The sequence below is a fragment of the Mannheimia haemolytica genome (assembly GCA_900638155.1).
GTDB classification, from domain to species: domain Bacteria; phylum Pseudomonadota; class Gammaproteobacteria; order Enterobacterales; family Pasteurellaceae; genus Mannheimia; species Mannheimia glucosida.
Map to the genome: position 1 here is coordinate 1,097,749 of LR134495.1, position 25,640 is coordinate 1,123,388.

Consider the following 25,640-nt stretch of genomic DNA (forward strand, 5'->3'; position numbering starts at 1 on the left):
TAACCCATTTTTATATTTAGGAATAACACAATGATTTCAAAATTACTGACTTCTATTTTTGGCTCAAGCAACGATCGCACTTTAAAACGTTTAAGAAAGCGAGTGGCACAAATTAATAAGCTTGAACCAACCTTCGAGCAATTATCTGATGAAGCGTTAAAGGCTAAAACAGCGGAGTTTAAACAACGTCTTGCAGATGGTGCGTCGCTAGATAGCCTATTACCGGAAGCTTTTGCGACAGTGAGAGAAGCAAGCAAACGAGTATTAGGTATGCGCCCGTTTGATGTACAACTGATTGGCGGCATGGTGCTAACCGGGCGTAATATTGCCGAAATGCGTACCGGTGAGGGGAAAACCTTAACTGCGACTCTCTCTTGTTATTTAAATGCGTTAACCGGCAGAGGGGTTCACGTTGTTACCGTGAACGACTACCTTGCCCGCCGTGATGCGGAAACCAACCGTCCGTTATTTGAGTTTTTAGGCTTAACCGTTGGGGTGAATATCCCGGGTTTACCGCCGGAAATGAAACGAGCGGCTTATCAGGCAGATATTACTTATTCGACTAACAGCGAATTGGGTTTTGACTACTTGCGTGATAACTTAGCTCACGACAAAAACGATCGTTTTCAGCGTGAGCTACACTATGCATTAGTGGATGAAGTGGACTCGATTTTAATTGACGAAGCCCGTACGCCGTTAATTATTTCAGGACCGGCGGAAGATGCGACCCAAATTTATCAAGCGGTAGATCAAATTATTCCGCATTTGATTGCTCAAGATAAAGAAGATACCGAAGAGTACACCGGTGAGGGCGATTTTACCTTAGATCTGAAAAACAAACAGGCTCATTTAACCGAGCGTGGTATGGTGAAAGTAGAGGATTTCTTAACTCAAATGGGGTTAATGGAAGAGGGCGAAAGTTTATATCACCCTGCTCGTATTTCGCTGTTACACCATGTGAGTGCAGCATTGCGTGCCCATAAATTATTTGAACGCAACGTAGATTACATTGTAAAAGACGGTGAAATTGTGATTATTGATGAGCACACCGGTCGTACAATGGCTGGACGTCGTTGGTCTGACGGCTTACACCAAGCGATTGAAGCTAAAGAGCGTGTGGCTATTCAGGGCGAAAACCAAACTGTTGCCTCAATTACTTACCAAAACTATTTCCGTTTGTACGAAAAATTAGCCGGTATGACTGGTACGGCAGACACCGAAGCCTTTGAATTCCAGCAAATTTATGGACTAAATACGGTGGTGATTCCAACCAATAAACCGGTAATTCGTGATGACCGTACTGACCTAATGTTTAAAAGCGAAGCAGAGAAATTTGCGGCGATCATTACTGAAATTAGAGATTGTATCGAACGCAAACAGCCGGTATTAGTGGGAACGGCATCGGTGGAAAAATCGGAGTTATTATCGGCAGAATTAACTAAAGCCGGTATTGCTCACAATGTATTAAATGCCAAGTTCCACGCCCAAGAAGCGGAAATTGTAGCAGAAGCCGGTGCACCGGGGGCGGTTACTATTGCCACCAATATGGCGGGTCGTGGTACGGATATTGTGCTTGGCGGTAACTGGAAAATGGAAATTGCCAAGCTTGAGAACCCGACTCAAGAGCAGATTGATGCGATTAAAGCGGCGTGGCAAGAGCGTTATGACATCGTTATGCAAGCCGGTGGGTTGCATATTATCGGTACGGAACGCCACGAATCTCGTCGTATCGACAACCAGTTGCGTGGTCGTTCCGGTCGTCAAGGCGACCCGGGTTCGTCACGTTTCTATCTCTCTTTAGATGATGCCTTAATGCGAATTTACCTCAACGAAGGTAAATTAAATATGATGCGTAAAGCCTTTACCGAAGAAGGTGAAGCGATGGAGTCTAAACTGTTAACCAAAGTGATTGCCTCTGCACAGGCGAAGGTAGAAGCCCATAACTTTGATGGTCGTAAGAGCTTGTTACAGTATGACGACGTTGCCAATGAACAACGTAAAGTGATTTATGAACAACGTAATCATTTATTGGATACCGATGATATTTCATCAATGATTGAAACTATTCGCCAAGATGTATTTGACAATACTATTAGCGAATACATTCCGCCTCAATCTATCGAGGAAATGTGGAATGTACCGGGCTTGGAAGAGCGTTTACGCCGTGAATTTGGTTTAGATTTACCGATTGCTCACTGGCTTGAAACTGAAAAAGACTTGCATGAAGAGACTTTGCGTGAACGTATTTTAAATATTGCGATTGCAGATTACAAAGCGAAGGAAGAAAAAGTAGGCTCAGAGGTAATGCGTAATTTTGAAAAAGGCGTGATGCTCCAAAACTTAGATGAGCTTTGGAAAGAGCATTTAGGTGCAATGGATTATTTACGCAAAGGTATTCACTTGCGTGGTTATGCGCAAAAAGATCCTAAGCAAGAATATAAAAAGGAATCTTTTGCGATGTTTACCAATATGCTTGATACCTTAAAATTGAATGTAATTAGCATCTTAAGCCGTATTCAAGTGCGTAGCCAAGAAGAGATAGAAGAGGCTCAACGCCAGCAAGCTGAAATGGAAGTTGCAAGTAAGCCAGCTACACAAGCTAGCGATTCTGTTGCTGAAAGTAGCGAAGAAAATAGTGCTGAGAGCCTAACTGAAGAAGAGTTGGCGAACTTAAATATCGGTCGAAACGACCCTTGCCCTTGTGGTTCAGGCAAAAAATATAAGCATTGCCACGGTAACAAAGCGAGATATTCGTAATTAACAAGCGGTCATATTCAGTCAGGAATTTGCAAATTTTCTGCTTAATATGACCGCTTGAGTTTATAGAAGAGAGAAGGAAACTATGTCAAAACCGATTATTCAAGTCTCAGCAGGGATTATTCGTAACGAATTTGGGCAAATTTACTTAACCCAACGTTTAGAGGGGCAAGATTTTGCTCAGTCTCTTGAATTTCCCGGGGGGAAAGTCGATCCTAATGAAACCCCTGAAGAAGCACTAAAACGAGAATTAGAAGAAGAAATTGGTATTCAAGTGTTAAGTGCTTTTCCGTATGAAAATTTTTGCTTTGAATATCCAACCAAAATCATTGAATTTTTCTTTTATTTGGTGGAAGAGTGGGTAAATGAACCTTACGGAAGAGAAGGGCAAGAAGGTTTTTGGATCGCACAATCGGATTTAGATGAGGGAGCTTTCCCACCGGCAAATGCCCAATTAATTAAACGCTTAAAAGAACACGCATAATTTGTATTGAGAACTGTATCTAAAGTAATTTAGCTGCGGTTTTTTATTGGATACGCTATTGAGACATTTATAAAGCTGATGTAGGGGCGAATTACTATTCGCCCTTTCTTTTTTGCAGAGTTTTAGTAAAAATGACCGTTTGGTATACCTAATAAATAATGATTGTATCGGATTTAGCACAACTTATATTATTGAGGAGCGTCATTAAAAAATGGTAATAAAATAATAGATGCGGGAATCGTAATTGGTGCTGCAATGACCGAAATGGTGTCATCAAAGCTAAATTCTATGCTTTTCTGATAACTTTTCGCTTTAGCGATTATAGGTTGCTTAAATTTATACTTTTCTAGTATTTCCTTGCGATTTTTAAACTGTGTGATTTTACCACCAAGACCTGCATAGCTTTTCCATAGATATTCTTTTGAATGGCTAAATTCAAAACCTAACTTTTGTAGAGCTTGAATATCGCTCATGGTGAGATTTTTTGCAATAAATTGCGGACTGTACTGAATTTGAATATTTTCATCATAAATAGCTAAAGTAATTCGGTGATTACTGATCTTCCTTCCATACGGACTTTGAAGAAGTTTATTCAAAAAATAAATAACATCTGAAGCTTTTGTATTATCTGTCAGCGTTTTATCAAATATCGCATCAATTGTGGAACCAATGAAATAAATTTTATCTGATTCAAGCAAAATTGCTTGTACAGGTTCTTCAAATTCTTTTCCTCTAAAATCATAACTTTCGTTAAAGCATGCGGAGAGAAACCATAGTGAGCAGAGCATTAAGTATTTTTTCATTTTATTATCCTATCTTGAAATTAATAGTTTAAATGGTATAAGAGAATTGGAGTTTTTCTAAACAGAAACAGATTTCTTAGGTATATAGTTTTATCAAAAATGGTCAAATTTGTAAAAAATTTTACAAATTTGACCGCTTGCACTTGAAACTCTAAAATCTGCCTTTATATTATTAGGCGTTACGCATTTTGCGTGAAGTTTTATTTATTCATTTTTAAGAAAAGGAACATATTATGGCACTTCGTCCATTACACGATAAAGTTATTTTAAAACGTGAAGAAGTTGAAACAAAATCGGCAGGCGGTATTGTTTTAACCGGTTCGGCAGCAACAAAATCAACCCGTGGCAAAGTGATTGCAGTGGGAACAGGTCGCATTTTAGACAATGGTTCTGTTCAGCCTTTAGCAGTTAAAGTGGGCGATGTAGTGATTTTTAACGAAGGCTACGGCGTAAAAACCGAAAAAATTGACGGCGAAGAAGTGCTGATTTTAGCAGAACACGATATTTTAGCGATTGTAGAATAATTTTATTCTATACAAGCGGTTAAAAAAGCAAAATTTTTTACACATTTCAAAACAAAGGATTTAGAAAATGGCAGCAAAAGACGTGAAATTTGGTAACGATGCACGCGTAAAAATGTTAAAAGGCGTGAATATTTTAGCCGATGCGGTAAAAGTAACTTTAGGCCCTAAAGGTCGTAATGTGGTGTTAGATCGTGCTTATGGTGCACCAACGATTACAAAAGACGGTGTGTCGGTTGCCCGTGAAATCGAATTAGAAGATAAATTTGAAAATATGGGGGCTCAAATGGTGAAAGAGGTTGCCTCTAAAGCCAATGATGCCGCCGGTGACGGTACAACTACCGCAACTGTATTAGCTCAAGCGATTGTAAACGAGGGCTTAAAAGCAGTGGCTGCGGGTATGAACCCAATGGATTTAAAACGTGGTATCGATAAAGCGGTTGCAGCAGTGGTTGAAGAGTTAAAAGCGATTTCAAAACCGTGCGAAACCTCAAAAGAAATTGAGCAAGTAGGGACGATTTCTGCAAACTCAGATTCAACAGTCGGTCAATTAATTGCTCAAGCAATGGAAAAAGTGGGCAAAGAGGGCGTGATTACTGTTGAAGACGGTACAGGTTTAGAAGATGCATTAGACGTGGTTGAGGGTATGCAATTTGAGCGTGGTTACTTATCGCCATACTTTATCAATAAACCGGAAGCCGGTACGGTTGAGTTAGAAAACCCATATATTCTTTTAGTGGATAAAAAAGTGTCTAACATTCGTGAATTATTACCAGTGTTAGAAGGTGTTGCAAAAGCAGGTAAACCATTATTAATTATTGCCGAAGATATTGAAGGCGAGGCGTTAGCTACCTTAGTGGTGAACACTATGCGTGGTATCGTGAAAGTGGCGGCAGTGAAAGCACCTGGCTTTGGTGATCGCCGTAAAGAAATGTTACAAGATATTGCGATCTTAACTGCAGGTACTGTGATTTCTGAAGAGATCGGTATGGAGCTTGAAAAAGCAACGTTAGAGGAGCTTGGCCAAGCAAAACGTGTGGTTATCAGTAAAGATAACACCACGATTATTGATGGTATTGGCGATGAAACTCAAATTAAAGGTCGTGTAGCACAAATTCGCCAACAGATCGAAGATTCAACCTCAGATTACGATAAAGAAAAACTCCAAGAGCGTGTGGCAAAATTAGCCGGCGGTGTTGCAGTTATTAAAGTAGGTGCGGCAACCGAAGTCGCAATGAAAGAGAAAAAAGACCGTGTTGATGATGCTCTTCACGCAACCCGTGCTGCGGTGGAAGAAGGTATTGTTCCAGGAGGCGGTGTGGCTTTAGTGCGTGCAGCTAACAAAGTGGCTGGTACGTTAAAAGGCGATAACGAAGAGCAAAATGTGGGTATCAAACTTGCATTACGTGCAATGGAAGCACCTTTACGTCAAATCGTTGCCAATGCCGGTGAAGAAGCCTCAGTAGTGGCTCGCAACGTGAAAGAAGGTTCTGGTAACTATGGTTACAATGCCGGTACAGAGCAGTACGGTGATATGCTTGAAATGGGGATTTTAGACCCAACTAAAGTGACTCGTTCAGCACTTCAATTCGCGGCTTCTATTGCAGGTTTAATGATCACTACAGAATGTATGATTACCGATCTGCCAAAAGAAGAGAAATTAGATCCTGCCGCAATGGGCGGTATGGGTGGAATGGGCGGAATGATGTAATTGCCCATTGAGTGAACAAAAGCTACTGAAATTAATTCAGTAGCTTTTTTGTTGGTAACAAGTGGTTAAATTTATGCTATTTTTTGCAAATAAAAAACCAAGCAAGTAAGCTTGGTTTTAGCGTTTATTGATGTTTTTGTTTAAGGCTGTTTAGTGCTGTTAAACCTTTCTCGCAACTTTTTTGTTGTAATTCAGAATCCATTTTTAGGATTTGTTGCTTTGTTAAAGAAAGTTTATTTTTCATTTTTAGCACTTGAGTATGAGTACCAGGCTGTCTTTCTGCATCAGAGACCAATTTATTTGCCGTGTTAAACATTTTCTCACATTCAGTTGGCAAATTTTTACTTAAAGTAGGTTTTGCAACTGTAAGTGATGAGGTTTTAACACTTGCTATAGCATTACTGGAAACCAATATGGTACAAAGTGTTATTCCTAAAATTCTTTTTAGCATGCGTTCTCCACACATTAAGTGTTTAAAATTAAAAATCTAATATGTTAATTAATAAAGCTTTCTGATGTTATCAGAACTTTAATTTAAAGTCATCTAAAACTAAGATCTTTTTGCCAAGAATAAATTTTCAAGATCGTTAGTATAAAAATAGTAAATAAATTGTTACTTATTTGTTAAGTATAACCGTGTTATTTAGTAGGTTAAATAGCAATTATTACATAAATAAACCAATTTTGTGACGAATATAACAAAATTACTATTTTTTAATTAGCTATTTACAGGTAGAATACTCGCCGACACTTTATTATTATAAAATTAACCAATTTGGGTTATTTATTAGAATTGAGTGAATTTGTGGGTGATTACTTTTAACGGTAATCGAGTAGAATTAGTGTATTTAATAATAAGAGGTTTGAGATGTTGGATGTAGTTGAACTCTCACGTTTGCAGTTTGCTCTAACTGCACTCTATCACTTCTTATTCGTACCGCTTACATTAGGTCTTTCTTTCGTCCTTGTGGTGATGGAAACCCTGTATGTAACTACGGGTAAAGAAGTATATAAAGATATGACTAAATTCTGGGGTAAATTATTTGGTATTAACTTTGCCCTAGGGGTAACAACTGGTATTACAATGGAATTCCAGTTTGGTATGAATTGGTCATATTATTCTCATTATGTAGGTGATATTTTTGGTGCTCCATTAGCGATTGAAGGTTTAATGGCATTCTTCTTAGAATCTACCTTTGTGGGCTTGTTCTTCTTTGGTTGGGAACGTTTGTCGAAAGCGAAACATTTATTAGCAACTTACTGTGTTGCGTTTGGTTCTAACTTCTCTGCACTATGGATTTTAGTTGCTAATGGTTGGATGCAAAACCCGATTGCTTCGGAATTCAACTTTGAAACCATGCGAATGGAGCTTTCAAGCTTCTCTGAACTTGTATTAAACCCAGTTACACAATCTAAATTCTTACATACTGTAACTGCAGGCTATGTTTGTGGTGCTATTTTTGTATTAGGTATTAGTGCATACTATATCTTAAAAGGCCGTGATTTAGGGTTTGCAAAACGTTCGTTTTCTGTTGGTGCAAGTTTTGGTTTAGTAGCGATCATTTCTGTATTGATTATGGGTGATGAATCCGGTTATGAAATCGGTAAAGCTCAGCCTACTAAGTTAGCCGCTATGGAAGGTGAATTTGAAACTCACCCGGCTCCGGCTGCTTGGAATGCGTTTGTGATTCCAAATACAGCTGAAATGAGAAATGAGTTTTCAATTCATATTCCTTATGCAGCAGGTATCATTGCAACCCGTTCTTTTGATAAAGAAATTAAAGGCTTAAAAGATATTCGTGTAATTAACGAACAACGTGTTCGTACCGGTATGGTAGCTTACGGACTATTAGAAAAATTACGTTCTGGCAATTATACAGAAGCAGATAAAGAAGCATTTAAAGCGGTACAAAAAGACCTAGGTTTTGGATTATTGTTAAAACAATATACACCTAATGTGGTTGATGCGACTGAAGAACAAATTCAGAAAGCTGCAGACAGCACTATTCCAAATGTAGGACCTACATTTTGGGCATTCCGTGTAATGATGTTATCTGGCTTCTTGATGCTTATCTTAATTACAACAGCGTTTATTCAAAATATGCGCGGTAAGGTAGAAAGTAGTCGCTTCTTACTAAGAGGATTATTATTAGGTCTTCCATTACCTTGGATTGCGATTGAATCTGGTTGGTTCCTTGCCGAATATGGTCGCCAGCCTTGGGCTATCTATGAAATGTTGCCTGTTGGAGTGTCAAACTCAGCATTAACAACAGGTGATTTATGGTTCACAATCGGCTTATTGTGTGGTTTATATACACTATTCTTAGTTGTAGAAATGTATTTAATGTTTAAATATGGTCGTCTTGGCCCAAGTGCATTAAAAACAGGTCGTTATTACTTTGAGCAATCAACTAAATAATAGGAGTTAGAAATGATCGATTATGAAATTCTCCGCTTTATTTGGTGGATCTTAATTGCGGTTTTGTTAATTGGCTTTGCGATCACCGATGGTTTTGATATGGGCGTATTAAACCTTTTACCTATCATTGGTAAAAGTAATGTTGAACGTCGTATTATGATCAACACAATTGCCCCTCACTGGGATGGTAACCAAGTATGGTTATTGACCGCTGGTGGTGCGATCTTCGCTGCATGGCCAACAGTCTATGCAACTTCGTTCTCAGGTTTCTATATTGCAATGGTACTTGTTCTTGCGGCATTATTTTTCCGCCCTGTAGGTTTTGAGTATCGTGCAAAAATTGATAATCCGAAATGGCGTAGTGCTTGGGATTGGGGATTATTTATTGGTGGTTTTGTGCCATCATTAGTATTCGGTGTTGCATTTGGTAACTTATTACAAGGTGTACCATTTGAATTTAATAATATTAACCAATCACAATATACGGGTTCATTCTTTGGTTTATTAAATCCATTTGCATTAGTGTGCGGTATTATCAGCTTAATGATGTTAACCACACAGGGTGCAACTTGGTTACAAATGAAAACTACTGATGAGCTACATAACAACTCAAGAAAAGTGGCACAAGTGACAGCTTCTATTGTATTAGTGGCATTTATTCTTGCAGGTGTATGGTTATATTTTAAAGATGGTTTTGTGATCACAAGCGAGTTAGATCATAATGCGCAATCTCTATTGACGAATAAAACTGTAGCGGTTCAAGCTGGTGCATGGTTTAGAAATTATGCTGAAATGCCTGTATTATGGGTTGTTCCTGCATTAGTTGTAGTAGGTGCATTACTGACTATTATTGCCTCTAAAGCAAATCGTTCAGGTTTAGCATTCTTCTCATCATCATTGATGATTGTTGGGGTCATTTTAACTGCTGCAGTATCAATGTTCCCATTCATTATGCCGTCAATTACTCACCCAGAAATGAGTTTAACGGTTTGGGACGCTACTGCTAGCCACACAACATTAACTGTAATGTTATTTGTTGCTGGTATCTTTGTACCGTTAGTATTAGCATATACTATTTGGTCATATATCAAAATGTATGGTCGTTTAGATGCTAGTTATTTAGAAGAAAATAAAGCAGCTTACTAATAAGGAGACACAATATGTTTTATGTAACTTGGGTCTTAGGTGTATTGCTTGCAATCTTCTTTGCAACAGTCATCACGATCAGCATTGAAAAAACAGGTAAGTTTGACGAGTAATGATTCATACGCTCTATAACTTAACAGCAAAGGGCTTGTTAAAAGCCCTTTCTTTTATTTTAGCGACTGTATTATTTGCAACTATTTGGGTAAATTCGACCGCTTTCGCTCTTTCTTTTGGAGGAAAAACGCCGTATTTAGCAATGTTGGTATTTTATGGTATGGCTATTTTATGGGTACATGGAATTGGATTTGAAATCAGAGCTGCTATTTGGAAAGTGATTTTTTTACCACTTCTAGGTTACCTTATTGTTATTCCAGCATTATGGATTTTACTTGTTAAATAGAGGCATTTTTATGTCTCTATTTTTATTTTTGATAGATAAAAAATATTTTTGCAATTTACCAAAAAATATACTTGCATAACAATATTTCTGATTCTAAAATATCTCACAATTTGCGCCTAAATTTTGGGCGTTTTTTCATTTTGAATGAGAGAAATAATGCTTATGGATTTCCCGATTCGTGTTTATTATGAAGATACTGATGCCGGCGGAGTAGTTTATCATTCCAACTATCTGAATTTTTTTGAGCGGGCAAGAACGGAATTTTTGAGACAGCAGCATTTCTCACAGCAGGAACTTTTTAGCCAATCCCTTGCTTTTGTTGTTAAGAGGATTGAAATAGATTATAAGCTCCCTGCTCGTTTAGATGATTTATTAAATGTGGAAACAACACTCTCAGAATTGAAGAAAGCAACCCTTATCTTTAAACAACGATTGTGGAAAGATGGCGATTGTCTGAGTGAGGCAAATGTTACGGTCGCTTGTGTTGATTTAATCAAAATGAAGCCGGTTGCAATTCCTGATGATATTCGTCAAGCATTACAAAAAAGTTATTTTTCTATTTAAAAACTATTCGGAGTTTTATTAATGCAAACTGAATTTAGTCTTCTTTCGTTATTTTTAGAAGCAAGTATTGTGGTAAAGATCGTGATGCTGATCCTTATTGTATTCTCAATTTTGTCTTGGGCGGTGATCATTCAGCGCAGTAAAATTTTAACTAAAGCCAAAAAAGATTCCCTTGCTTTTGAAGACCGATTCTGGTCAGGGGAAGATCTAAACCGTTTACACCAAGGTTTAGAGAATCGTCGTGATGCATTAAATGGTTCAGAGCAAATCTTTTATGTTGGATTTAAAGAATTTACCCGTTTGCAACAAGCGAACCCAGATGCGCCAGAATCGATTATTCAAGGTTCTACCCGTGCGATGAACTTAGCATTAAACCGTGAAATGGAAAGTTTAGAAAACTACATTCCGTTTTTAGGCACAGTGGGTTCAATCAGCCCATATATTGGTTTATTCGGAACGGTTTGGGGAATTATGCACTCCTTTATGGGATTAAGTGCAGTTAAGCAAGCAACTTTACAATCAGTCGCACCGGGTATTGCAGAAGCATTAATTGCAACGGCTATCGGTTTATTTGCGGCGATTCCTGCAGTAATGGCATATAACCGTTTGAATTTACGTTTAGGTAAAGTTGAGCAAGGGTATGTGAATTTCATTGATGAGTTCACGACCTTATTACACCGTCAGGCTTTTTCAAAAAGATAATCTACAAGCGGTTGATTTTTAATGAAAATTTGCAAAATTTTGCGTAAAAAAGACCGCTTGTAACCGCATTATTCGAGACCGGGACACTGTGCCGGTTATTTCAGATTAATTAAGGTGCTAAGCACCTGTAAAGAGGAATATATGTCTCGTCGTTTAAAACGTAATGACATTAAATCAGAAATCAACATTGTTCCATTTCTTGATGTATTGTTGGTATTATTGCTGATTTTTATGGCAACGGCCCCAATTATCAGTCAAAGTGTAGAAGTTAATTTACCGGAAGATACGCATAGCCAATCAGTTTCTAATGAAGATAAAACTCCAGTGATTTTGGAGGTGGCAGGTGTTGGTGAATATAAATTGAAAATTGACGGTAACTATGTGCAAAGTAATGGGCAAGAGAATATTAATGAATCAGAAGTTGTTGCCTATGCTGGGGAACAATTTCAAAAAGATAACAATACCTTATTTTTAGTTGCTGGTGATAAAGTAGTGCCTTATGAAGAAATTATGAAAGGTATTACACTACTTAAAGACGCCGGAGTGAAATCGGTAGGTTTAATGACAGAAGGTAAATAGCCAAGGATAACGTGTGAAATCTCAACAAGATAGACTAGAGCTAGCGGTTATTGTTTCGATCTTATTGCATATATTGTTAATCGGGTTGTTATTGCTCGGGTCTCTTTTCACTAAGACGGAACTTGCTGCGGCTGGTGGCAGTGGTGGCGATAGCGATAGCTTTGAAGCTGTGATGGTTGATACCGGACAAGTTGCTGCGGAATATGGTCAATTACTCGCAGAGAAGAAAGGTTCAAAAGCTGCCAAGCCAAAGGTAGAAGCTAAAGAAGAGCCTAAAGAGGAAGTTGAGGAAGAGGTGGAAGATAAACCGACTCCGGAAGAGATCCAAAAACAGAAACAAGCTGAGTTAGCGGCGATTCAAGAGAAACAGCGTCAGCAAGAAATTGATCGTCAACAAAAACTACAAGAACAGCAAAAGCAAGAACAAGCTAAGCAAGAAGAGCTTAAAAAGCAGCAAGCAGAAGAAGCAACTCGTAAAAAAGCAGCTGAAGCAGCAAAACTGAAAGCAGATGCAGAAGCTAAGCGTTTAGAGGCGGCTGCTAAACAAGCTGAAGAAGAGAAGAAAGCTAAGGAAGCACTTGAAAAGAAACTTGAACAGCAGAAGAAAGCGGAAGCTGAGAAAAAGTTAAAAGAGCAAAAAGAGCTGAAGGAACAGCAGGCAAAAGAAGCTAAAGAAGCGAAGGAAAAAGCAGAAAAAGAAGCTAAAGCCAAGGCAGAAAAAGAAGCCAAAGAGAAAGCCGAGAAAGAAGCTAAGGCGAAAGCTGAGAAAGCTGCTAAAGAAAAGGCTGAAAAAGAAGCTAAAGCAAAAGCAGCTGCTGAGGCAAAAGCCGCCCAAGCAAAAAACAATAAAGCACTTGATGATTTCTTAAATGGTGGAGACATCGGTGGTGGTTCAAGTAAAGGTGGTAACAAAAATTCAGCAGGATCACAAGGTTCTGGTGGCACAAGTGGCTTAGGGCAAGGTGCTAATGTAGATGGTAATGCTTACGGCCAGAGGATTAAGAAATTAATTCAATCTCGATATCGGGTTGATCCAAGTTTTGCCGGAAAACAATGTGATGTTAAGATATTCTTAAGTCGAGATGGTACAATTACTAACTACCAAGTTATCAGTGGAGATAAAGCAGTATGTGATGCAGCGGTAAGTGCAATAGTGGCAACTAGAAAAGTACCACCTGCACCATCAGATGCGGTATATAATATGTTTAAATCACCAACACTTGATTTTAGTTTAAAAGTTAAATAATTTAGAGGACTACAAATGAAATTATTCTCTCGTATATCGGGTGTAATAGGCATCTTTTCAGCATTATTGACAACTCAGGTGGTTGCTGATTCTGATGTGCGAATTTCTATTGATGAAGGTGTAAGTATGGCTCAGCCGATTGCGGTTGTGCCATTTAAAGCCAACGGTGTGCCGGCAGATGTTGCACAAATTATTTCAGATGATTTGCGAAATAGTGGTAAATTTACACCGCTTGAGCGTTCGCAAATGCCTGCTCAACCGGGATCAGCAGCGGAAGTGGTGGCAGATCAATGGAGTGCTATCGGTATTGATAATATTGTAGTTGGCCAAGTGAGTAGCACAGGTGGCGGTTATAATGTCGCTTATCAATTAATTGATACTCTTGGTACATCGGGTACAGCGGGTGGTGTCATTGCCCAAGGTTCATTTATTGTTCCGGCAGCCCAAATTCGTCAAGGTGCGCATACAGTAAGTGATGAGGTATTTGAAAAATTAACCCAAATTCGCGGTGCATTTAGAACTAAAATTGCGTATGTGGTTCAACGTGGCGTATCATCGTATGAATTACGAGTATCTGATTATGATGGTTTTAATGCCTTTACTATTACAACCAGTAAAGAGCCATTAATGTCGCCGGAATGGGCTCCAGATGGCAGTAGATTAGCTTATGTGACATTTGAAAATAAAAAAGCGCAGGTTGTTGTACACGATATTCGTTCAGGCGCTCGTCGTGTCGTGGCAGCATTAAAAGGCCATAATGGTGCGCCTGCATTCTCTCCAGACGGTTCTCGCATTGCGTTTGCCTCAAACCAAGATGGTGAGTTAAATATTTATGTTGTTGGTAGCGGTGGCGGTACACCAAGTAAATTAACTGCAAATGCAGGTAATAATACAGAGCCGAGCTGGTCTCCGGACGGAAGTACAATCTACTTCACTTCTGACCGTGCAGGTTCGCCACAAGTTTATAGAATGAGTTCATCAGGTGGTGGCGCAAGTCCAATGGGGGGCAGCGGTAGCTACAATGCGAAAGTATCATCTGATGGTAAGAATTTAATCATGATTGCCGGTGATAGAGTTGTGAAACGCGATCTCGCTTCAGGTGGCACAGAAGTACTGAGTTCAACTTTCTTAGACGAAAGTCCAAGTATTTCACCGAATGGCATTATGGTTATTTATAGCTCTACCAAAGGTACGAGTAAAGTGCTACAATTGGTGTCTGCAGATGGGCGTTTTAAAGCTAATTTGCCTGGCGCAGGTGGACATTATAAATTCCCTGCATGGTCACCATACTTAACTAAATAATAATATTTCTCTATTAGGAGCAACAAATGAAAAAATTTGCTAAAGTATTAATGGTAGCAGTACCAGCTTTCGCATTAGCAGCATGTAGCAGCTCATCAGATGACGCAGCGGCAAATGCAGCAGCAAACGCAGCAGCAAATGCAGCAGGCGAATTCGGTGGTTTAACAGCTGAACAATTAAAAGCACAATACAACACTGTATACTTCGGTTTTGACAGCTATGCAGTTGAAGGTGAATACCGTCAATTATTAGACGCTCACGCTCAATTATTAGCAAAAACTCAAGGTAACGTAACTATCGCTGGTCACGCTGATGAGCGTGGTACTCCAGAGTACAACATCGCATTAGGTCAACGTCGCGCAGATGCAGTTAAAGGTTACTTAGCAGCTAAAGGTGCTAACAACACTTCAACTGTTTCTTACGGTGAAGAGAAACCAGCAGTATTAGGTCACTCAGAAGCTGACTACGCGAAAAACCGTCGTGCAGTATTAGAATACTAATTCTTAGTTGATTCTAAATTGAAGCCCTGAATAATCAGGGCTTTATTTTTATTAAAAGCCTTTATGCTATGAATTTTTGGAATTCACTCTCGCCGTTATTTAAAGCCATTTTTTGTGTGCTTTTGTCGGCATTAAGTTTTGCTACTATGGCTGTATTTCTTCTCTTATCAGGTGATTTGCCTGTAGCGGAAAAAGCCATTTTTCGTAATGGCATTACGGCATTAATAAGCGGTTATATTGTTTGGAAAAATCACCAATTATTCTTTGGTCATAAAGAAAATCTTCTTTTGTTGCTTTGCCGTTCGATTAGTGGGTTAATTGGCATTTTAGTTGGAGTTTACATCATTGATCATCTTGTTTTAAGTGATGTGGATATGATAGGTAAGCTCACTTCGTTTATTTTGATTATTCTGTCTGCTATCTTTTTAAAAGAAAAAGCTTCTATAACACAATGGCTCTTATGTATTGTTGCTTTCATTGGTGCTCTTTTTATTATTAAGCCTGCACTTGATGTTCGATTTATCCCTTATTTAATTGGTATTGTCGGCTCTGTTTTTGCTGCTATTGCCTATTTATGCTTAAGATTATTATCAAAAACAGAAAAAGTAGAATCGCCAAATACTATTGTTTTCTTTTTTTCTGCCTTTTCAACCTTGATATTATTACCTTTTGTCGCCATTGATTATGTTGTGCTAATGAATTTACAAGTTGTTTATTTAGTGCTAGCAGGAATAACCTCCGCGGTCGGGCAGTTTTGTGTGACTACCGCCTATAAATATGCAGCGGCGAAAGACATCTCAATTTATAGTTATGCCTCTGTGCTATTTAGTGCAATTTTAGGGTTGTTGTTCTTTGAACAATACCCTGATATGTGGAGTTGGCTAGGTTATGCAATTATTTTTGTCTCAAGCTGGCTTATGTTTGTGTTAACTAAAAAGCAATCAAAGTAAAATTTTGTTAGAATAACGTTTATTCATTTCTATAAAAGGATAAAAAATGCAATTTATCGGAAAAATAGTCGGTTTTTTCTTGGGTTATCAGCTTTTTCACGGTTTATTTGGTGGGATACTTGGCGCTTTTATCGGGCATTTAGCCGATAAAAAACTCTATGAATTAGGCTCAGTTCGTTCAAGTCTTTTCGGCAAAAATTTAACTCGCCAATCGCTTTTCACCCAAACCACTTTTGCGGTGTTGGGACATATTGCGAAAGCAAAAGGGCGTGTTACTGAAGCGGATATTGAATTAGCCCGAGCGTTAATGGCTCGCTTAAAATTAGATAGTGCAGCCCAGCAATTAGCGCAAAATGCTTTTACCTTAGGTAAAGAGCCTGACTTCCCGTTACGCCAAGTCATTCAAGAGTTCAGAGAAGCCTGTGGGGCAAGAACTGACTTATTACGTTTCTTTGTCGAAGTGCAAATGCAGGCAGCCTTGCAAGATGGGCAACTTGATGTGAACGAGCAACAAATTCTGTTTACGATTGCCGAAACAATGGGAATGTCTCGCTTCCAATTTGAGCAGATGATCGCAATGATTATGGCAGCTCAACAATTCCGCAATGGTGGCTATTATCAGCAAAATGGGAGTTATCATCAGCAATCTCAAGGTGGCTATCAGGGCAGTTATCAGCAGCCTGCACAACCAAGCATTGAGGCAGCCTATACCGTATTAGGTGTAACCGCACAAGACGATCAAAATACAGTGAAACGGGCTTATCGTAAGCTAATGAACGAACATCACCCGGATAAATTAGCCGCTAAAGGTTTGCCTGATGAGATGATGGAGTTGGCAAAAGAGAAAGCTCAACAAATTCAAGCGGCGTACGATTTAATTTGTAAAGTAAAAGGATGGAAATAATGGATTCACGTTCGCATATCATTCCGCTGTTTTTAGCGATTGTGATTACCGTGATTGCGGTTTGGTCGGGGCTAAACCCGGCAGACCGAGCGGTTTGGTATGCGGAAGTAATACCGATTTTTATCGTTTTTGCCCTTTTAATTGTGACATACCCTAAATTTCAGTTTAGCGGTTTAGCCTATTTTTTGATGTCACTTTGGCTGATTATGCACTTAATCGGAGCAAAATATACCTTTGCTAATGTACCGTTTGAGTGGGCAAATCACTTTCTAACCCCAATTTTAGGTGAAGAGCGTAACCATTTTGACCGAGTAGCGCATTACATTATCGGTTTTTACAGCTTCCCGATGGCAGAATGGTTACTGCGTAAACGCAAATGCGGAATAGGGGTGGCGTTTTTCTTCTCGCTGTTTTTCATTATGTCGGTGGCGGCAGCTTACGAAATTATTGAATGGCAATATGCCGTGATTGAAGGTGGCAATGCCGGCGTGGAATTTCTAGGCTCGCAAGGGGATATTTGGGACGCTCAAAAAGATATGCTTGCGGATACTCTTGGGGCATTAACCGCACTGATGATTTACCTGATTGCTCGCCCCGATTTACGCATTCACGATAGACATTTTTAACCTTCAAGCGGTTGTTTCTTGCCAATTTTTTGCAAAATGTTGAGAAAAAATAACCGCTTGTGTTTTTTATTTTACCAATGAATCCAATTCCTAACGTTATTCTTGCCCCGATGCAAGGGGTTTTAGACCCTTTTGTCCGTAACCTTTTAACTTCAGTGAATGACTACGATCTCTGCATTTCCGAATTTGTGCGTGTGGTCGAGCAACGTTTACCGAAGAAAACCTTTTATCGCCTAGCCCCTGAGCTATATCAAGGCGGATTAACCGATTCTGGCACACCAGTGCGGGTACAGCTTTTAGGGCAACACCCACAGTGGCTGGCAGAAAATGCTGCTCTTGCCATTGAGCTAGGTTCGCACGGGGTGGATCTCAACTGTGGCTGCCCATCTAAAACGGTGAATGGCAGCAATGGTGGGGCTTCATTATTAAAAGATCCGGAATTGATTTATCGGGCAACCAAAGCGATGCGTGAGGCTGTGCCAAGCGATAAAGTCGTTTCCGTTAAAGTGCGGCTAGGCTGGGATTCCGCTAGCCAATTCTTTGAAATTGCCGATGCGGTAGAACAGGGTGGGGCGAACGAAATCACCGTTCACGGGAGAACCAAAGTTGATGGTTATCGGGCAGAAAGAATTAATTGGCAGGCGATTGGCGAAATTCAACAACGGCTGTCGATTCCGGTGATTGCCAATGGTGAAATTTGGGATTTTGAATCGGCAAAAAATTGCCAAAAAATAACCGCTTGTAAGGCATTAATGATTGGGCGTGGAGCATTAAACACGCCGAATTTAAGCAAAGTGGTGAAATATAATGCACCGAAAATGGCGTGGAGTGAAGTGCTACAGCTATTGTTTAAGTACGTTCAGATGGAAAATCAGTTTGACACCGGTTTCTACCACGTTGCTCGCATCAAACAATGGCTACGTTATTTGGATAAAGAATATCCTCAAGCGGTAGAATTATTTGATATCCTGAAAACCGAACACGGTTATGATGGTCTAAAAGCACATATTGAAAAGGCGGTGGAACAATAATGAATAAACAAATTTTTAATGAAGAAGAGCTAAAAACAACTGAGCATTTTGAGCCTAAACAAGAGTTTGATCTTGAAAATGCGATTATTGAAGAAGAGTCTAAAGCTGTTGAGGCAGAGCTGATTATTGAACAAAGCCTCAAACCGTCTCGTTTTTGGATTCGAGTACTGCTTGCGACCCTCGTGCTATTTAGTGTGGCGGTAATTGCCCAAAGTGTGCAATGGCTGATAGATACTTTCCAACAAAGAGAATGGATTTATTTTGCGTTCTCGATCGTCTTTTTTATTGTCAGCTTGTTGGGCATTGGGGCTATTATTTCCGAATGGCGAAAGTTGGTGTATTTGCGTAATCATCAGAAAAATCAGCAAGTCAGCCAGCAGCTTTTATTGGAACAACTTCCCTCGAATGATGGCGAACAAGCGGTCAAATTTTGTGAAAATATTGCAAATCAGCTTAACCATTTGCCGACCGTTTCTCAAGCCGAGCAACGCTGGAAAAGCCAGCTTAAGGAGGCTTACAATGCCAAAGAGGTACTATATCTGTTTAGCGAAAATGTGCTAAAGCCGATAGATAAACAGGTTAAGCAGATGATTTCCCGCAATGCGGCAGAAAATGCGGTGATTGTGGCGGTTAGCCCGCTGGCAATAGTTGATGTGTTGTTAATGGCGGCAAGAAATATCGCTTTAGTGAATAAAATTACCAAAGCCTATGGAATGGAACCGGGTTATATCAGCCGCTTAAAACTGTTTAAAATGGTGCTGAAAAATATGGTGTTCGCCGGCGCAACCGAAATCGCTACTGATGTCGGAATGGATTTCTTCTCGCAAAACCTTACGGCGAAATTATCGCTCCGTGCCGCACAAGGTATTGGTGTGGGTTTACTCACTGCTCGCCTTGGCATTAAAGCGATGGAATTTTGTCGCCCGATTGCGTTTCAAGCCAATGAACGCCCAAAAATTTCCGCTATTCGCCAAGAGTTATTGACCTCAGTGAAAGAGACGGTGTTTTTTAAAACGGAGAGCAAGGAAAAAGCATTCCAAAATCAATAAAGCCCCGTTTGGGGCTTTATCAGTTAGTCATTTAAGTGATCGACATTATTAAAGGCGATCACTTTTACCTCTCCATTTTCCAATTCCACTTGGGTAATCGCAGTGTTGATCACAAAACTGTGTTTTTCTTCATTGCGGAAATCTTGCCACGCAATGCCTTTTAACACTGCCGTGAGCAAGGTCAGTGTCATACCATGTGAAACAATCAGCACTTTGCCGTCATTTTTGTGTAGCTCGGCAATTTGATTAAATGCCTGAGTCACCCGTTGATATAGTTGCTCAAATCGCTCGCCGCCGTTTGTTTTTGCTTGGTATTCTGCAGGTGTGCGTTTCATTACCCAATATTCATCGTTTTCTTGCAAATCGATCGATTTCACCCCTTCCCAACTGCCAAAATCAAATTCATTCAAGCCTTTATGATGGAAATGCGGAATATTGCTGCGTTCATTTTCCGCTAAAATATAGTTTGCGGTATCTTGAGCCCGTTTTTGCGTACTGGAATAGGCGGCGGTAAACGGAATATGTTTTAACGCAATGCCTGTTTTCTTCGCACCAATAATGCCTTCTTCCACCAGAGCGGAATCGCCCGAGCCTTGTAGTCTGCCTTCCAGGTTCCACACGGTTCTGCCGTGTCGTACTAAATAAATGGTAACTGCCATTGTGATTTCCTTGCTAAAATAGTCAAAAATTAAAAGGATTATAGCAAAATGACCCCAACATTGCCTATTTGTTATCAACATCGTGATTTTATTATTATCAATAAGCCGGAAGGCTTGAGTGTGCATAAAGATGAGGCTGAAATCGGCTTAACGGAATTAGTGGCTCGCCAACTGAATGTAAAGCAGGTTTGGCTGGTTCACCGTCTGGATAAAATCACCTCAGGCTTACTGATTTTAGCGTTGAATAAAGAGGCGGCTGCAAGGTTTTACCATTTATTTGAACAGCATAAAATCCACAAAACCTATTGGGCGTTAAGTGATAAAAAGCCGAAGAAAAAGCAGGGAAGAATTGTTGGCGATATGGAAAAAAGCAGAAATGGAACGTGGAAATTATGCCACAGCAAAGAAAACCTGGCGGTAACGCAGTTTATTTCTTATTCTGTTGAAGCCTCGCTCAGGCATTTTATTTTGCAACCCAAAACCGGCAAAACTCACCAATTAAGGGTGGCAATGAAAAGTTTGGGTAGCCCGATTTTGGGCGATAAACTCTATTCAGGTAGCCAAGCCGACCGTGTCTATTTACACGCTTATCAGCTTGATTTTGAATACGAAAATGAGAAAATCTCGGTGCAAGCCTTGCCGACAAGCGGCCATTTTTGGCAAAAAATTTGCAAATCCAATCACATCAAACACGGAGAATAGTATGAAACTTTGGTACTCAACCACCAGCCCTTTCGCCCGCAAAGCCCTTGCGGTGATTAAACACCACCAATTAGACGATAAAGTCGAAATGTTGCGGGTGACAAAAGCAATGGATCCAAATTCGCCACATAATCAAGATAACCCGTTAGGACGTATTCCTGCCCTACAACGCAACTGCGGACGTTGGCTTTTCGGTAGTTTGTTAATTAGCGAATATCTTGACCAAAAAGGCAATAACACTCCACTGTTACCTAAAGAGGGTAAACCTCGCTGGGCAGTGTTGGCATTACATAATTTGGCGGACGGCATTATGGAAAATACGATGCCAACTTTATTACAAGAACGTATGGCTCGCCCCGAGAATGAATGGTGGGTCAGCCGCCACGAGCAATTAATGGAACGCAATATCCGTTCGTTCAGACAATTAGAAGAGGCATTGCAAGAGTTTGGCACAGAGCTGAATTTAGGCACATTAACCGCAGTAGCATTAATTGACTGGTGGGCATTCCGCTTAGATAAGATAGGCTACGATCTTGCAAAAAATTACCCAAATTTAACCGCTTGGGCAGAGGAAATGAATAATAAATACGCCATTCTGGCAGAGACTAAGCCGAGCATGTAGAGATTTGACATAGAAAATAAAGGCATTGAGTTATAACTCAATGCCTTTATTTATGAGGAAATTGTTGTTCAATTTCTTGCAATACAGATAAAGGATCTAAATCTAACCCTTTGCAATAAGCGATAAATTCAAAAATATCTAATCTGCGATCTCCTGTTTCTACTTTTCCGATAAATGAGTAAAGAACGCCCATTTTTTCTCCTAATGTGCGTTGTGTTAGCCCTAGTTCCAAACGGCGTTTTAAGAATAGTTCTCTTAACCAAATATGCTCGCTGGAATGTATTGATAATCTAAGATTTTTCATTGCACCTATATTAGGTACAAATAATGTTGAACCTTTTTTAGGTTCATTATATAATTAATTTGTAGTTACATTACCACATTTTATAGGGAGAATAAGTATGCCTGATTTTATTATCGTCAGTGTAGTTGCACTCGTGATTTTACTATTAATATCATTATTTATTTAATCTATAGGTTTTTAAATTTATAAAAAAGCTAGCTTAATGATCATTGTTTTTTTGAGGTGTATAGTTCCCTTAAATGGCACAAGCGTGGACGCTTGCGCTATCTTGTAGAACCCTAGCGTAACATGGTCTCAAACTCCTCCTGAGCCTCCAACCATTGCATTTCAATTTCTTCAACCAGCCTTTTTGCCTCTAACTGTTTCGCAAGTGTTTCAGTTAGTTTTGCTTTATTTTCGGCTTCATAAATGTCGCTTTCGGTAAGCATTGCTTCGAGTTTATTTAATTTTTCGGTTGCTTTTTCTAACTCTTTTTCCAGTTGAGTAATTTTTTTCCGCAATGGGGCGGTTTGTTGGCGGCGCTCTGCCTCTAAGCGTTTTTGCTCTTTGCGTTGAGCTGCACTATTTTCATTGGTGCTAGAGCAAGCGGTCGAATTTGCCGAATCTTTTGCAAGTACGGATTTCGGCTCGTTGGCTAAGGCATTTTGCTCATTGAGCCATTTTTGGTAATCGTCTAAATCGCCTTTAAATTCTTCTACTTTGCGATCGTGTACCAAATAAAATTCATTCACGGTACTACGCAATAAATGGCGGTCGTGCGAAACCACCACTAGCGAGCCTTCGTAATAAGTGAGTGCATCAACCAAGGCTTGTCGCATTTCTAAATCTAAATGGTTGGTTGGCTCGTCTAATAGCAGTAAATTCGGGCGTTGCCATACAATTAAGGCTAGTACTAAACGGGCTTTTTCTCCGCCGGAGAATGATTGTACCGCTTGTACCACTTTATCGCCTTTAAAATCAAAACCTCCCAAATAATTGCGTAATTCCTGCTCGGTTTTTTCCGGTACGAGTTTTTGTAAATGCCAAAGTGGGCTTTCATCAAAACGTAGGGTATCAACCTGATGTTGGGCGAAATAGCCGAGTTGCACGCCTTTTGCCAGTTGAATTGAGCCGTTTTGGGGCGGAAGTTCGCCCGCCAATAATTTAATTAACGTTGATTTTCCTGTACCGTTTCGCCCGAGTAAACCAATGCGAGAACCGGGAACCAAATTCAGTTTGACCGATTCCAACACTGTTTTTTCTGCATAGCCGGCACTGACTTTTTCCATCATTAATAACGGGCTAGGCAGGGAAAGCGGTGGGCGAAATTCAAATTCAAACGGCGAATCAGCATAGGCTGGGGCAATAAGCTCCATTTTTTCTAACGCTTTAATTCGGCTTTGTGCCTGCTTGGCTTTAGTCGCTTTGGCTTTAAAGCGATCAATAAAACTCTGCAAATGAGCAACTTTACGTTGCTGTTGCTGATAAGCGGCATTCTGCTGGACGATTTTGGTAGCACGTTGAATCTCAAATGAGGTGTAATTGCCGGTATATTCATTGAGCTTTTGATGTTCAATATGAATCACCCGATCGATAATCGGATCGAGAAAATCACGGTCGTGCGAAATTAACAATAAAGTGCCACGATAGTTACTCAGCCAACGCTCGAGCCAAATAACCGCATCTAAGTCTAAGTGGTTGGTTGGCTCGTCAAGCAATAACAGATCGGAACGACAAATCAGAGCTTGTGCCAAATTTAATCGCATACGCCAGCCACCGGAGAAGGATTTCACCGGCAGTTGCAGTTGTTCGGTGCTAAACCCCAAGCCGTTAAGCAGAGTAGCGGCACGGGATTGAATTGTCCAAGCATCAATAGTATCAAGTTGAGTATGGATAATCGCAATGCGGTTGCCATCATTTTTTTCATTTGCGTTATCTAGCTCAGCCATTAGATGGGTATATTCCCGATCTCCTTGAATCACATAGTCTAACGCAGAAATAGCTAATGCAGGCGTTTCTTGATTTACCCACGAAATCGCCCAGTTTTTCGGCAACGACACGTCCCCGCCTTCAGGTTGTAATTCATTTTTCAGTAAGGCAAAAAGAGAGGATTTACCACAGCCATTTTTGCCCACCAAACCGACTTTCTGCCCAGAATGAATAGTGGCGGAACTGTTCTCAATCAGGACGGAATGCCCTCGTTTTAAAATTAAGTCTGTAAAAAAGATCATTGCAAGCGGTCTATTTTGTTAAAAATTTTGCGTATTTTAGCATAAAAAAGCAAAGCTATTGCTTTGTGAACTAAAATAAGAAATCCAGTTTAATTCAATATTCTGTGTTGAATTAAACTTAAAAAATAATTAAAATTAAGTTTAATTCAATATTATATATGAGATTAAACTTGATTTAGGCTATTTTGGAGGAAAAATGATTTCTCGGCAAATGCAATCGCTGTTAAAACGGCTCATGGATCAATTTCCTGCCGTTTTAGTGACAGGAGCAAGACAGGTCGGTAAATCGACATTGTTGCAACATATTGGCGAAGGCTATCAATATATTACATTTGATGACCCGATGTTGCTGGAGTTGGCTAAACAAGAATCTCGCCTGTTTTTTTTAAACCATCAAGGCAAGCTTATTTTAGACGAAGTACAGTATGTGCCTGAAATTTTTGCGTTATTAAAGTTAGAAATTGATAAAAAACAGCAAAACGGTTTGTTTTTACTTTCGGGGTCACAAGCCTTTGAATTAATGCAGAATGTGAGTGAAACACTTGCCGGTCGTATTGCGATTTTAAAATTACAAGGGCTTTCGTTGCGTGAAATTTTAGGGGTGAAGTTCGATCAACCTTTTTTACCGACAACCGACTATTTGTTAGCTCGGGAGCAAGAATTAAAATCACCGGAAAATATTTGGCAGCTTATCCATAAAGGCGATATGCCTCGTTTGTATGCACAAGAGGTGAATTGGGAGATTTATTATCGCTCTTATGTAGCGACTTACATTGAGCGAGATGTTCGCCAATTAACCAATATTGCCAGCACAACGGATTTTACCCGTTTTATGGTCTCTATTGCCTCTCGTAGTGGTGAGCTACTCAATTACAGTAATATTGCTCAAGAAGTTGGAGTATCGAATGAAACGATTAAACGTTGGGTCGCCATTTTGCAGACTTCCGGCATTATCTATTTGCTCCAGCCATACCACAACAATCATTTGAAACGGGCGATTAAAACTCCCAAAGTGTATTTTTTAGACACAGGATTAATGGCGTATTTAACCAAATGGCTCACCCCCGAAACTATTGCCCAAGGGGCAAAAAGTGGGCAGTTCTTCGAAACCTTTGTGGTAAGCCAAATTATAAAATCCTTTCATAATCAAGGAATTGAGCCGCCGATCTATTTTTACCGTGATACTAACCAGAAAGAGATCGACTTAATTATTGAGTATGATCGCACGCTTTATCCGATAGAAATTAAGGTCACTGCAAGCCCAACCAAAAAAATGTCAAAAAGTTTTGACTTGCTCAATTCGGTTTCTAGTGAATGGAAATTAGGGCAGGGAGCGATTATTAACCAATATCCGACCAAACTTTATTTAAGTGAAAATTTGGTAGCGTTACCGGTGAGCTATCTGTAAGAAAAAACCGTGCAAGCGGTTGTTTTATGCTAAAATTTTGC

General features: G+C 39.7%; 27 protein-coding genes. 22 read left to right on the top strand and 5 right to left on the bottom strand.

The window, feature by feature from the left end; all coding sequences use genetic code 11:
- The first annotated feature begins 30 nt into the window (after positions 1 to 30).
- Both secA and mutT read left to right on the top strand, forming a co-directional pair.
- A complete protein-coding gene (gene secA / locus EL242_RS05595) occupies positions 31 to 2,757 on the top strand; it encodes a preprotein translocase subunit SecA (RefSeq protein WP_126301834.1) in 2,727 nt (908 codons plus the stop codon).
- 85 nt (positions 2,758 to 2,842) lie between these two features.
- Positions 2,843 to 3,241, top strand: coding sequence for an 8-oxo-dGTP diphosphatase MutT (gene mutT, locus EL242_RS05600; protein ID WP_006250724.1), 399 nt, complete (start codon positions 2,843 to 2,845; stop codon positions 3,239 to 3,241).
- Between the two features lie 188 nt (positions 3,242 to 3,429).
- Here mutT and EL242_RS05605 read toward each other — a convergent pair whose 3' ends face one another.
- Positions 3,430 to 4,044 (bottom strand): hypothetical protein, encoded by a 615-nt coding sequence (locus EL242_RS05605; RefSeq protein WP_126301835.1) that lies wholly within the window; start codon positions 4,042 to 4,044, stop codon positions 3,430 to 3,432.
- A gap of 233 nt (positions 4,045 to 4,277) precedes the next feature.
- Here EL242_RS05605 and EL242_RS05610 point away from each other — a divergent pair, with 233 nt between their 5' ends.
- Entirely contained in the window at positions 4,278 to 4,568 is a 291-nt protein-coding gene (locus tag EL242_RS05610; RefSeq protein ID WP_006249308.1) for a co-chaperone GroES, read from the top strand.
- A gap of 67 nt (positions 4,569 to 4,635) precedes the next feature.
- The gene (gene groL / locus EL242_RS05615; RefSeq protein ID WP_126301836.1) at positions 4,636 to 6,276 is read left to right on the top strand and encodes a chaperonin GroEL; all 1,641 of its coding nucleotides are present in this window, start codon (positions 4,636 to 4,638) and stop codon (positions 6,274 to 6,276) included.
- 124 nt (positions 6,277 to 6,400) lie between these two features.
- On the opposite strand, the gene EL242_RS05620 is transcribed toward groL, so the two are convergent.
- The gene (locus EL242_RS05620) at positions 6,401 to 6,727 is read right to left on the bottom strand and encodes a DUF5339 domain-containing protein (protein ID WP_006249310.1); all 327 of its coding nucleotides are present in this window, start codon (positions 6,725 to 6,727) and stop codon (positions 6,401 to 6,403) included.
- A gap of 417 nt (positions 6,728 to 7,144) precedes the next feature.
- On the opposite strand from EL242_RS05620, the gene EL242_RS05625 reads away from it, so the two are divergent.
- The 15 genes from EL242_RS05625 to EL242_RS05695 all read left to right on the top strand — a co-directional run bounded on the left by EL242_RS05625 (position 7,145) and on the right by EL242_RS05695 (position 19,694).
- Entirely contained in the window at positions 7,145 to 8,695 is a 1,551-nt protein-coding gene (locus EL242_RS05625) for a cytochrome ubiquinol oxidase subunit I (protein ID WP_126301837.1), read from the top strand.
- Between the two features lie 12 nt (positions 8,696 to 8,707).
- Complete coding sequence (gene cydB / locus EL242_RS05630; protein ID WP_006249837.1) at positions 8,708 to 9,841, top strand: cytochrome d ubiquinol oxidase subunit II; 1,134 nt, start codon at positions 8,708 to 8,710, stop codon at positions 9,839 to 9,841.
- A 14-nt stretch (positions 9,842 to 9,855) separates the two neighbouring features.
- Positions 9,856 to 9,954, top strand: coding sequence for a CydX/CbdX family cytochrome bd oxidase small subunit (locus EL242_RS05635; RefSeq protein ID WP_006249838.1), 99 nt, complete (start codon positions 9,856 to 9,858; stop codon positions 9,952 to 9,954).
- Entirely contained in the window at positions 9,954 to 10,241 is a 288-nt protein-coding gene (gene ybgE / locus EL242_RS05640; RefSeq protein ID WP_126301838.1) for a cyd operon protein YbgE, read from the top strand. The genes EL242_RS05635 and ybgE overlap by 1 nt, the downstream gene beginning before the upstream one ends.
- 162 nt (positions 10,242 to 10,403) lie before the next feature.
- Positions 10,404 to 10,805, top strand: coding sequence for a tol-pal system-associated acyl-CoA thioesterase (gene ybgC / locus EL242_RS05645; RefSeq protein ID WP_015484150.1), 402 nt, complete (start codon positions 10,404 to 10,406; stop codon positions 10,803 to 10,805).
- 21 nt (positions 10,806 to 10,826) lie between these two features.
- On the top strand, positions 10,827 to 11,507 hold the full coding sequence (gene tolQ / locus EL242_RS05650; protein WP_006249841.1) for a protein TolQ: 681 nt from the start codon (positions 10,827 to 10,829) through the stop codon (positions 11,505 to 11,507).
- A gap of 141 nt (positions 11,508 to 11,648) precedes the next feature.
- On the top strand, positions 11,649 to 12,086 hold the full coding sequence (gene tolR, locus EL242_RS05655) for a colicin uptake protein TolR (RefSeq protein ID WP_006249842.1): 438 nt from the start codon (positions 11,649 to 11,651) through the stop codon (positions 12,084 to 12,086).
- Positions 12,087 to 12,099: 13 nt separating this feature from the next.
- Complete coding sequence (gene tolA, locus EL242_RS05660) at positions 12,100 to 13,332, top strand: cell envelope integrity protein TolA (RefSeq protein WP_126301839.1); 1,233 nt, start codon at positions 12,100 to 12,102, stop codon at positions 13,330 to 13,332.
- A 15-nt stretch (positions 13,333 to 13,347) separates the two neighbouring features.
- Complete coding sequence (tolB, locus tag EL242_RS05665) at positions 13,348 to 14,634, top strand: Tol-Pal system beta propeller repeat protein TolB (protein WP_126301840.1); 1,287 nt, start codon at positions 13,348 to 13,350, stop codon at positions 14,632 to 14,634.
- A gap of 26 nt (positions 14,635 to 14,660) precedes the next feature.
- Positions 14,661 to 15,134: an OmpA family protein gene (locus EL242_RS05670; protein WP_006252377.1), complete on the top strand. Its 474-nt coding sequence runs from the start codon at positions 14,661 to 14,663 to the stop codon at positions 15,132 to 15,134.
- Positions 15,135 to 15,202: 68 nt separating this feature from the next.
- Positions 15,203 to 16,084 (top strand): DMT family transporter, encoded by an 882-nt coding sequence (locus EL242_RS05675; protein WP_126301841.1) that lies wholly within the window; start codon positions 15,203 to 15,205, stop codon positions 16,082 to 16,084.
- A 46-nt stretch (positions 16,085 to 16,130) separates the two neighbouring features.
- Positions 16,131 to 16,988: a co-chaperone DjlA gene (djlA, locus tag EL242_RS05680; protein WP_126301842.1), complete on the top strand. Its 858-nt coding sequence runs from the start codon at positions 16,131 to 16,133 to the stop codon at positions 16,986 to 16,988.
- Positions 16,988 to 17,614: a DUF2238 domain-containing protein gene (locus EL242_RS05685; protein WP_126301843.1), complete on the top strand. Its 627-nt coding sequence runs from the start codon at positions 16,988 to 16,990 to the stop codon at positions 17,612 to 17,614. The genes djlA and EL242_RS05685 overlap by 1 nt, the downstream gene beginning before the upstream one ends.
- A gap of 77 nt (positions 17,615 to 17,691) precedes the next feature.
- Complete coding sequence (dusC, locus tag EL242_RS05690) at positions 17,692 to 18,645, top strand: tRNA dihydrouridine(16) synthase DusC (protein WP_126301844.1); 954 nt, start codon at positions 17,692 to 17,694, stop codon at positions 18,643 to 18,645.
- Positions 18,645 to 19,694: a YcjF family protein gene (locus EL242_RS05695; protein WP_126301845.1), complete on the top strand. Its 1,050-nt coding sequence runs from the start codon at positions 18,645 to 18,647 to the stop codon at positions 19,692 to 19,694. The genes dusC and EL242_RS05695 overlap by 1 nt, the downstream gene beginning before the upstream one ends.
- A gap of 23 nt (positions 19,695 to 19,717) precedes the next feature.
- Here the strand turns inward: EL242_RS05695 and EL242_RS05700 are convergent, their stop codons facing one another.
- The gene (locus tag EL242_RS05700; protein ID WP_126301846.1) at positions 19,718 to 20,353 is read right to left on the bottom strand and encodes a histidine phosphatase family protein; all 636 of its coding nucleotides are present in this window, start codon (positions 20,351 to 20,353) and stop codon (positions 19,718 to 19,720) included.
- Positions 20,354 to 20,401: 48 nt separating this feature from the next.
- Here EL242_RS05700 and EL242_RS05705 point away from each other — a divergent pair, with 48 nt between their 5' ends.
- Positions 20,402 to 21,055: a TIGR01621 family pseudouridine synthase gene (locus EL242_RS05705; protein WP_126301847.1), complete on the top strand. Its 654-nt coding sequence runs from the start codon at positions 20,402 to 20,404 to the stop codon at positions 21,053 to 21,055.
- A gap of 1 nt (position 21,056) precedes the next feature.
- Complete coding sequence (locus EL242_RS05710) at positions 21,057 to 21,677, top strand: glutathione S-transferase (RefSeq protein ID WP_006248039.1); 621 nt, start codon at positions 21,057 to 21,059, stop codon at positions 21,675 to 21,677.
- Positions 21,678 to 21,723: 46 nt separating this feature from the next.
- Here the strand turns inward: EL242_RS05710 and EL242_RS05715 are convergent, their stop codons facing one another.
- Both EL242_RS05715 and EL242_RS05720 read right to left on the bottom strand, forming a co-directional pair.
- Positions 21,724 to 21,981 carry a helix-turn-helix domain-containing protein gene (locus EL242_RS05715; RefSeq protein ID WP_006248040.1) on the bottom strand — a complete coding sequence of 86 codons (258 nt, stop codon included), beginning with the start codon at positions 21,979 to 21,981 and terminating at the stop codon, positions 21,724 to 21,726.
- A gap of 278 nt (positions 21,982 to 22,259) precedes the next feature.
- Positions 22,260 to 24,191, bottom strand: coding sequence for an ABC transporter ATP-binding protein (locus EL242_RS05720; RefSeq protein WP_126301848.1), 1,932 nt, complete (start codon positions 24,189 to 24,191; stop codon positions 22,260 to 22,262).
- A gap of 196 nt (positions 24,192 to 24,387) precedes the next feature.
- On the opposite strand from EL242_RS05720, the gene EL242_RS05725 reads away from it, so the two are divergent.
- Positions 24,388 to 25,599, top strand: a complete 1,212-nt coding sequence (locus tag EL242_RS05725; protein ID WP_126301849.1) for an ATP-binding protein — start codon at positions 24,388 to 24,390, stop codon at positions 25,597 to 25,599.
- The last annotated feature ends 41 nt before the right edge of the window (positions 25,600 to 25,640 follow it).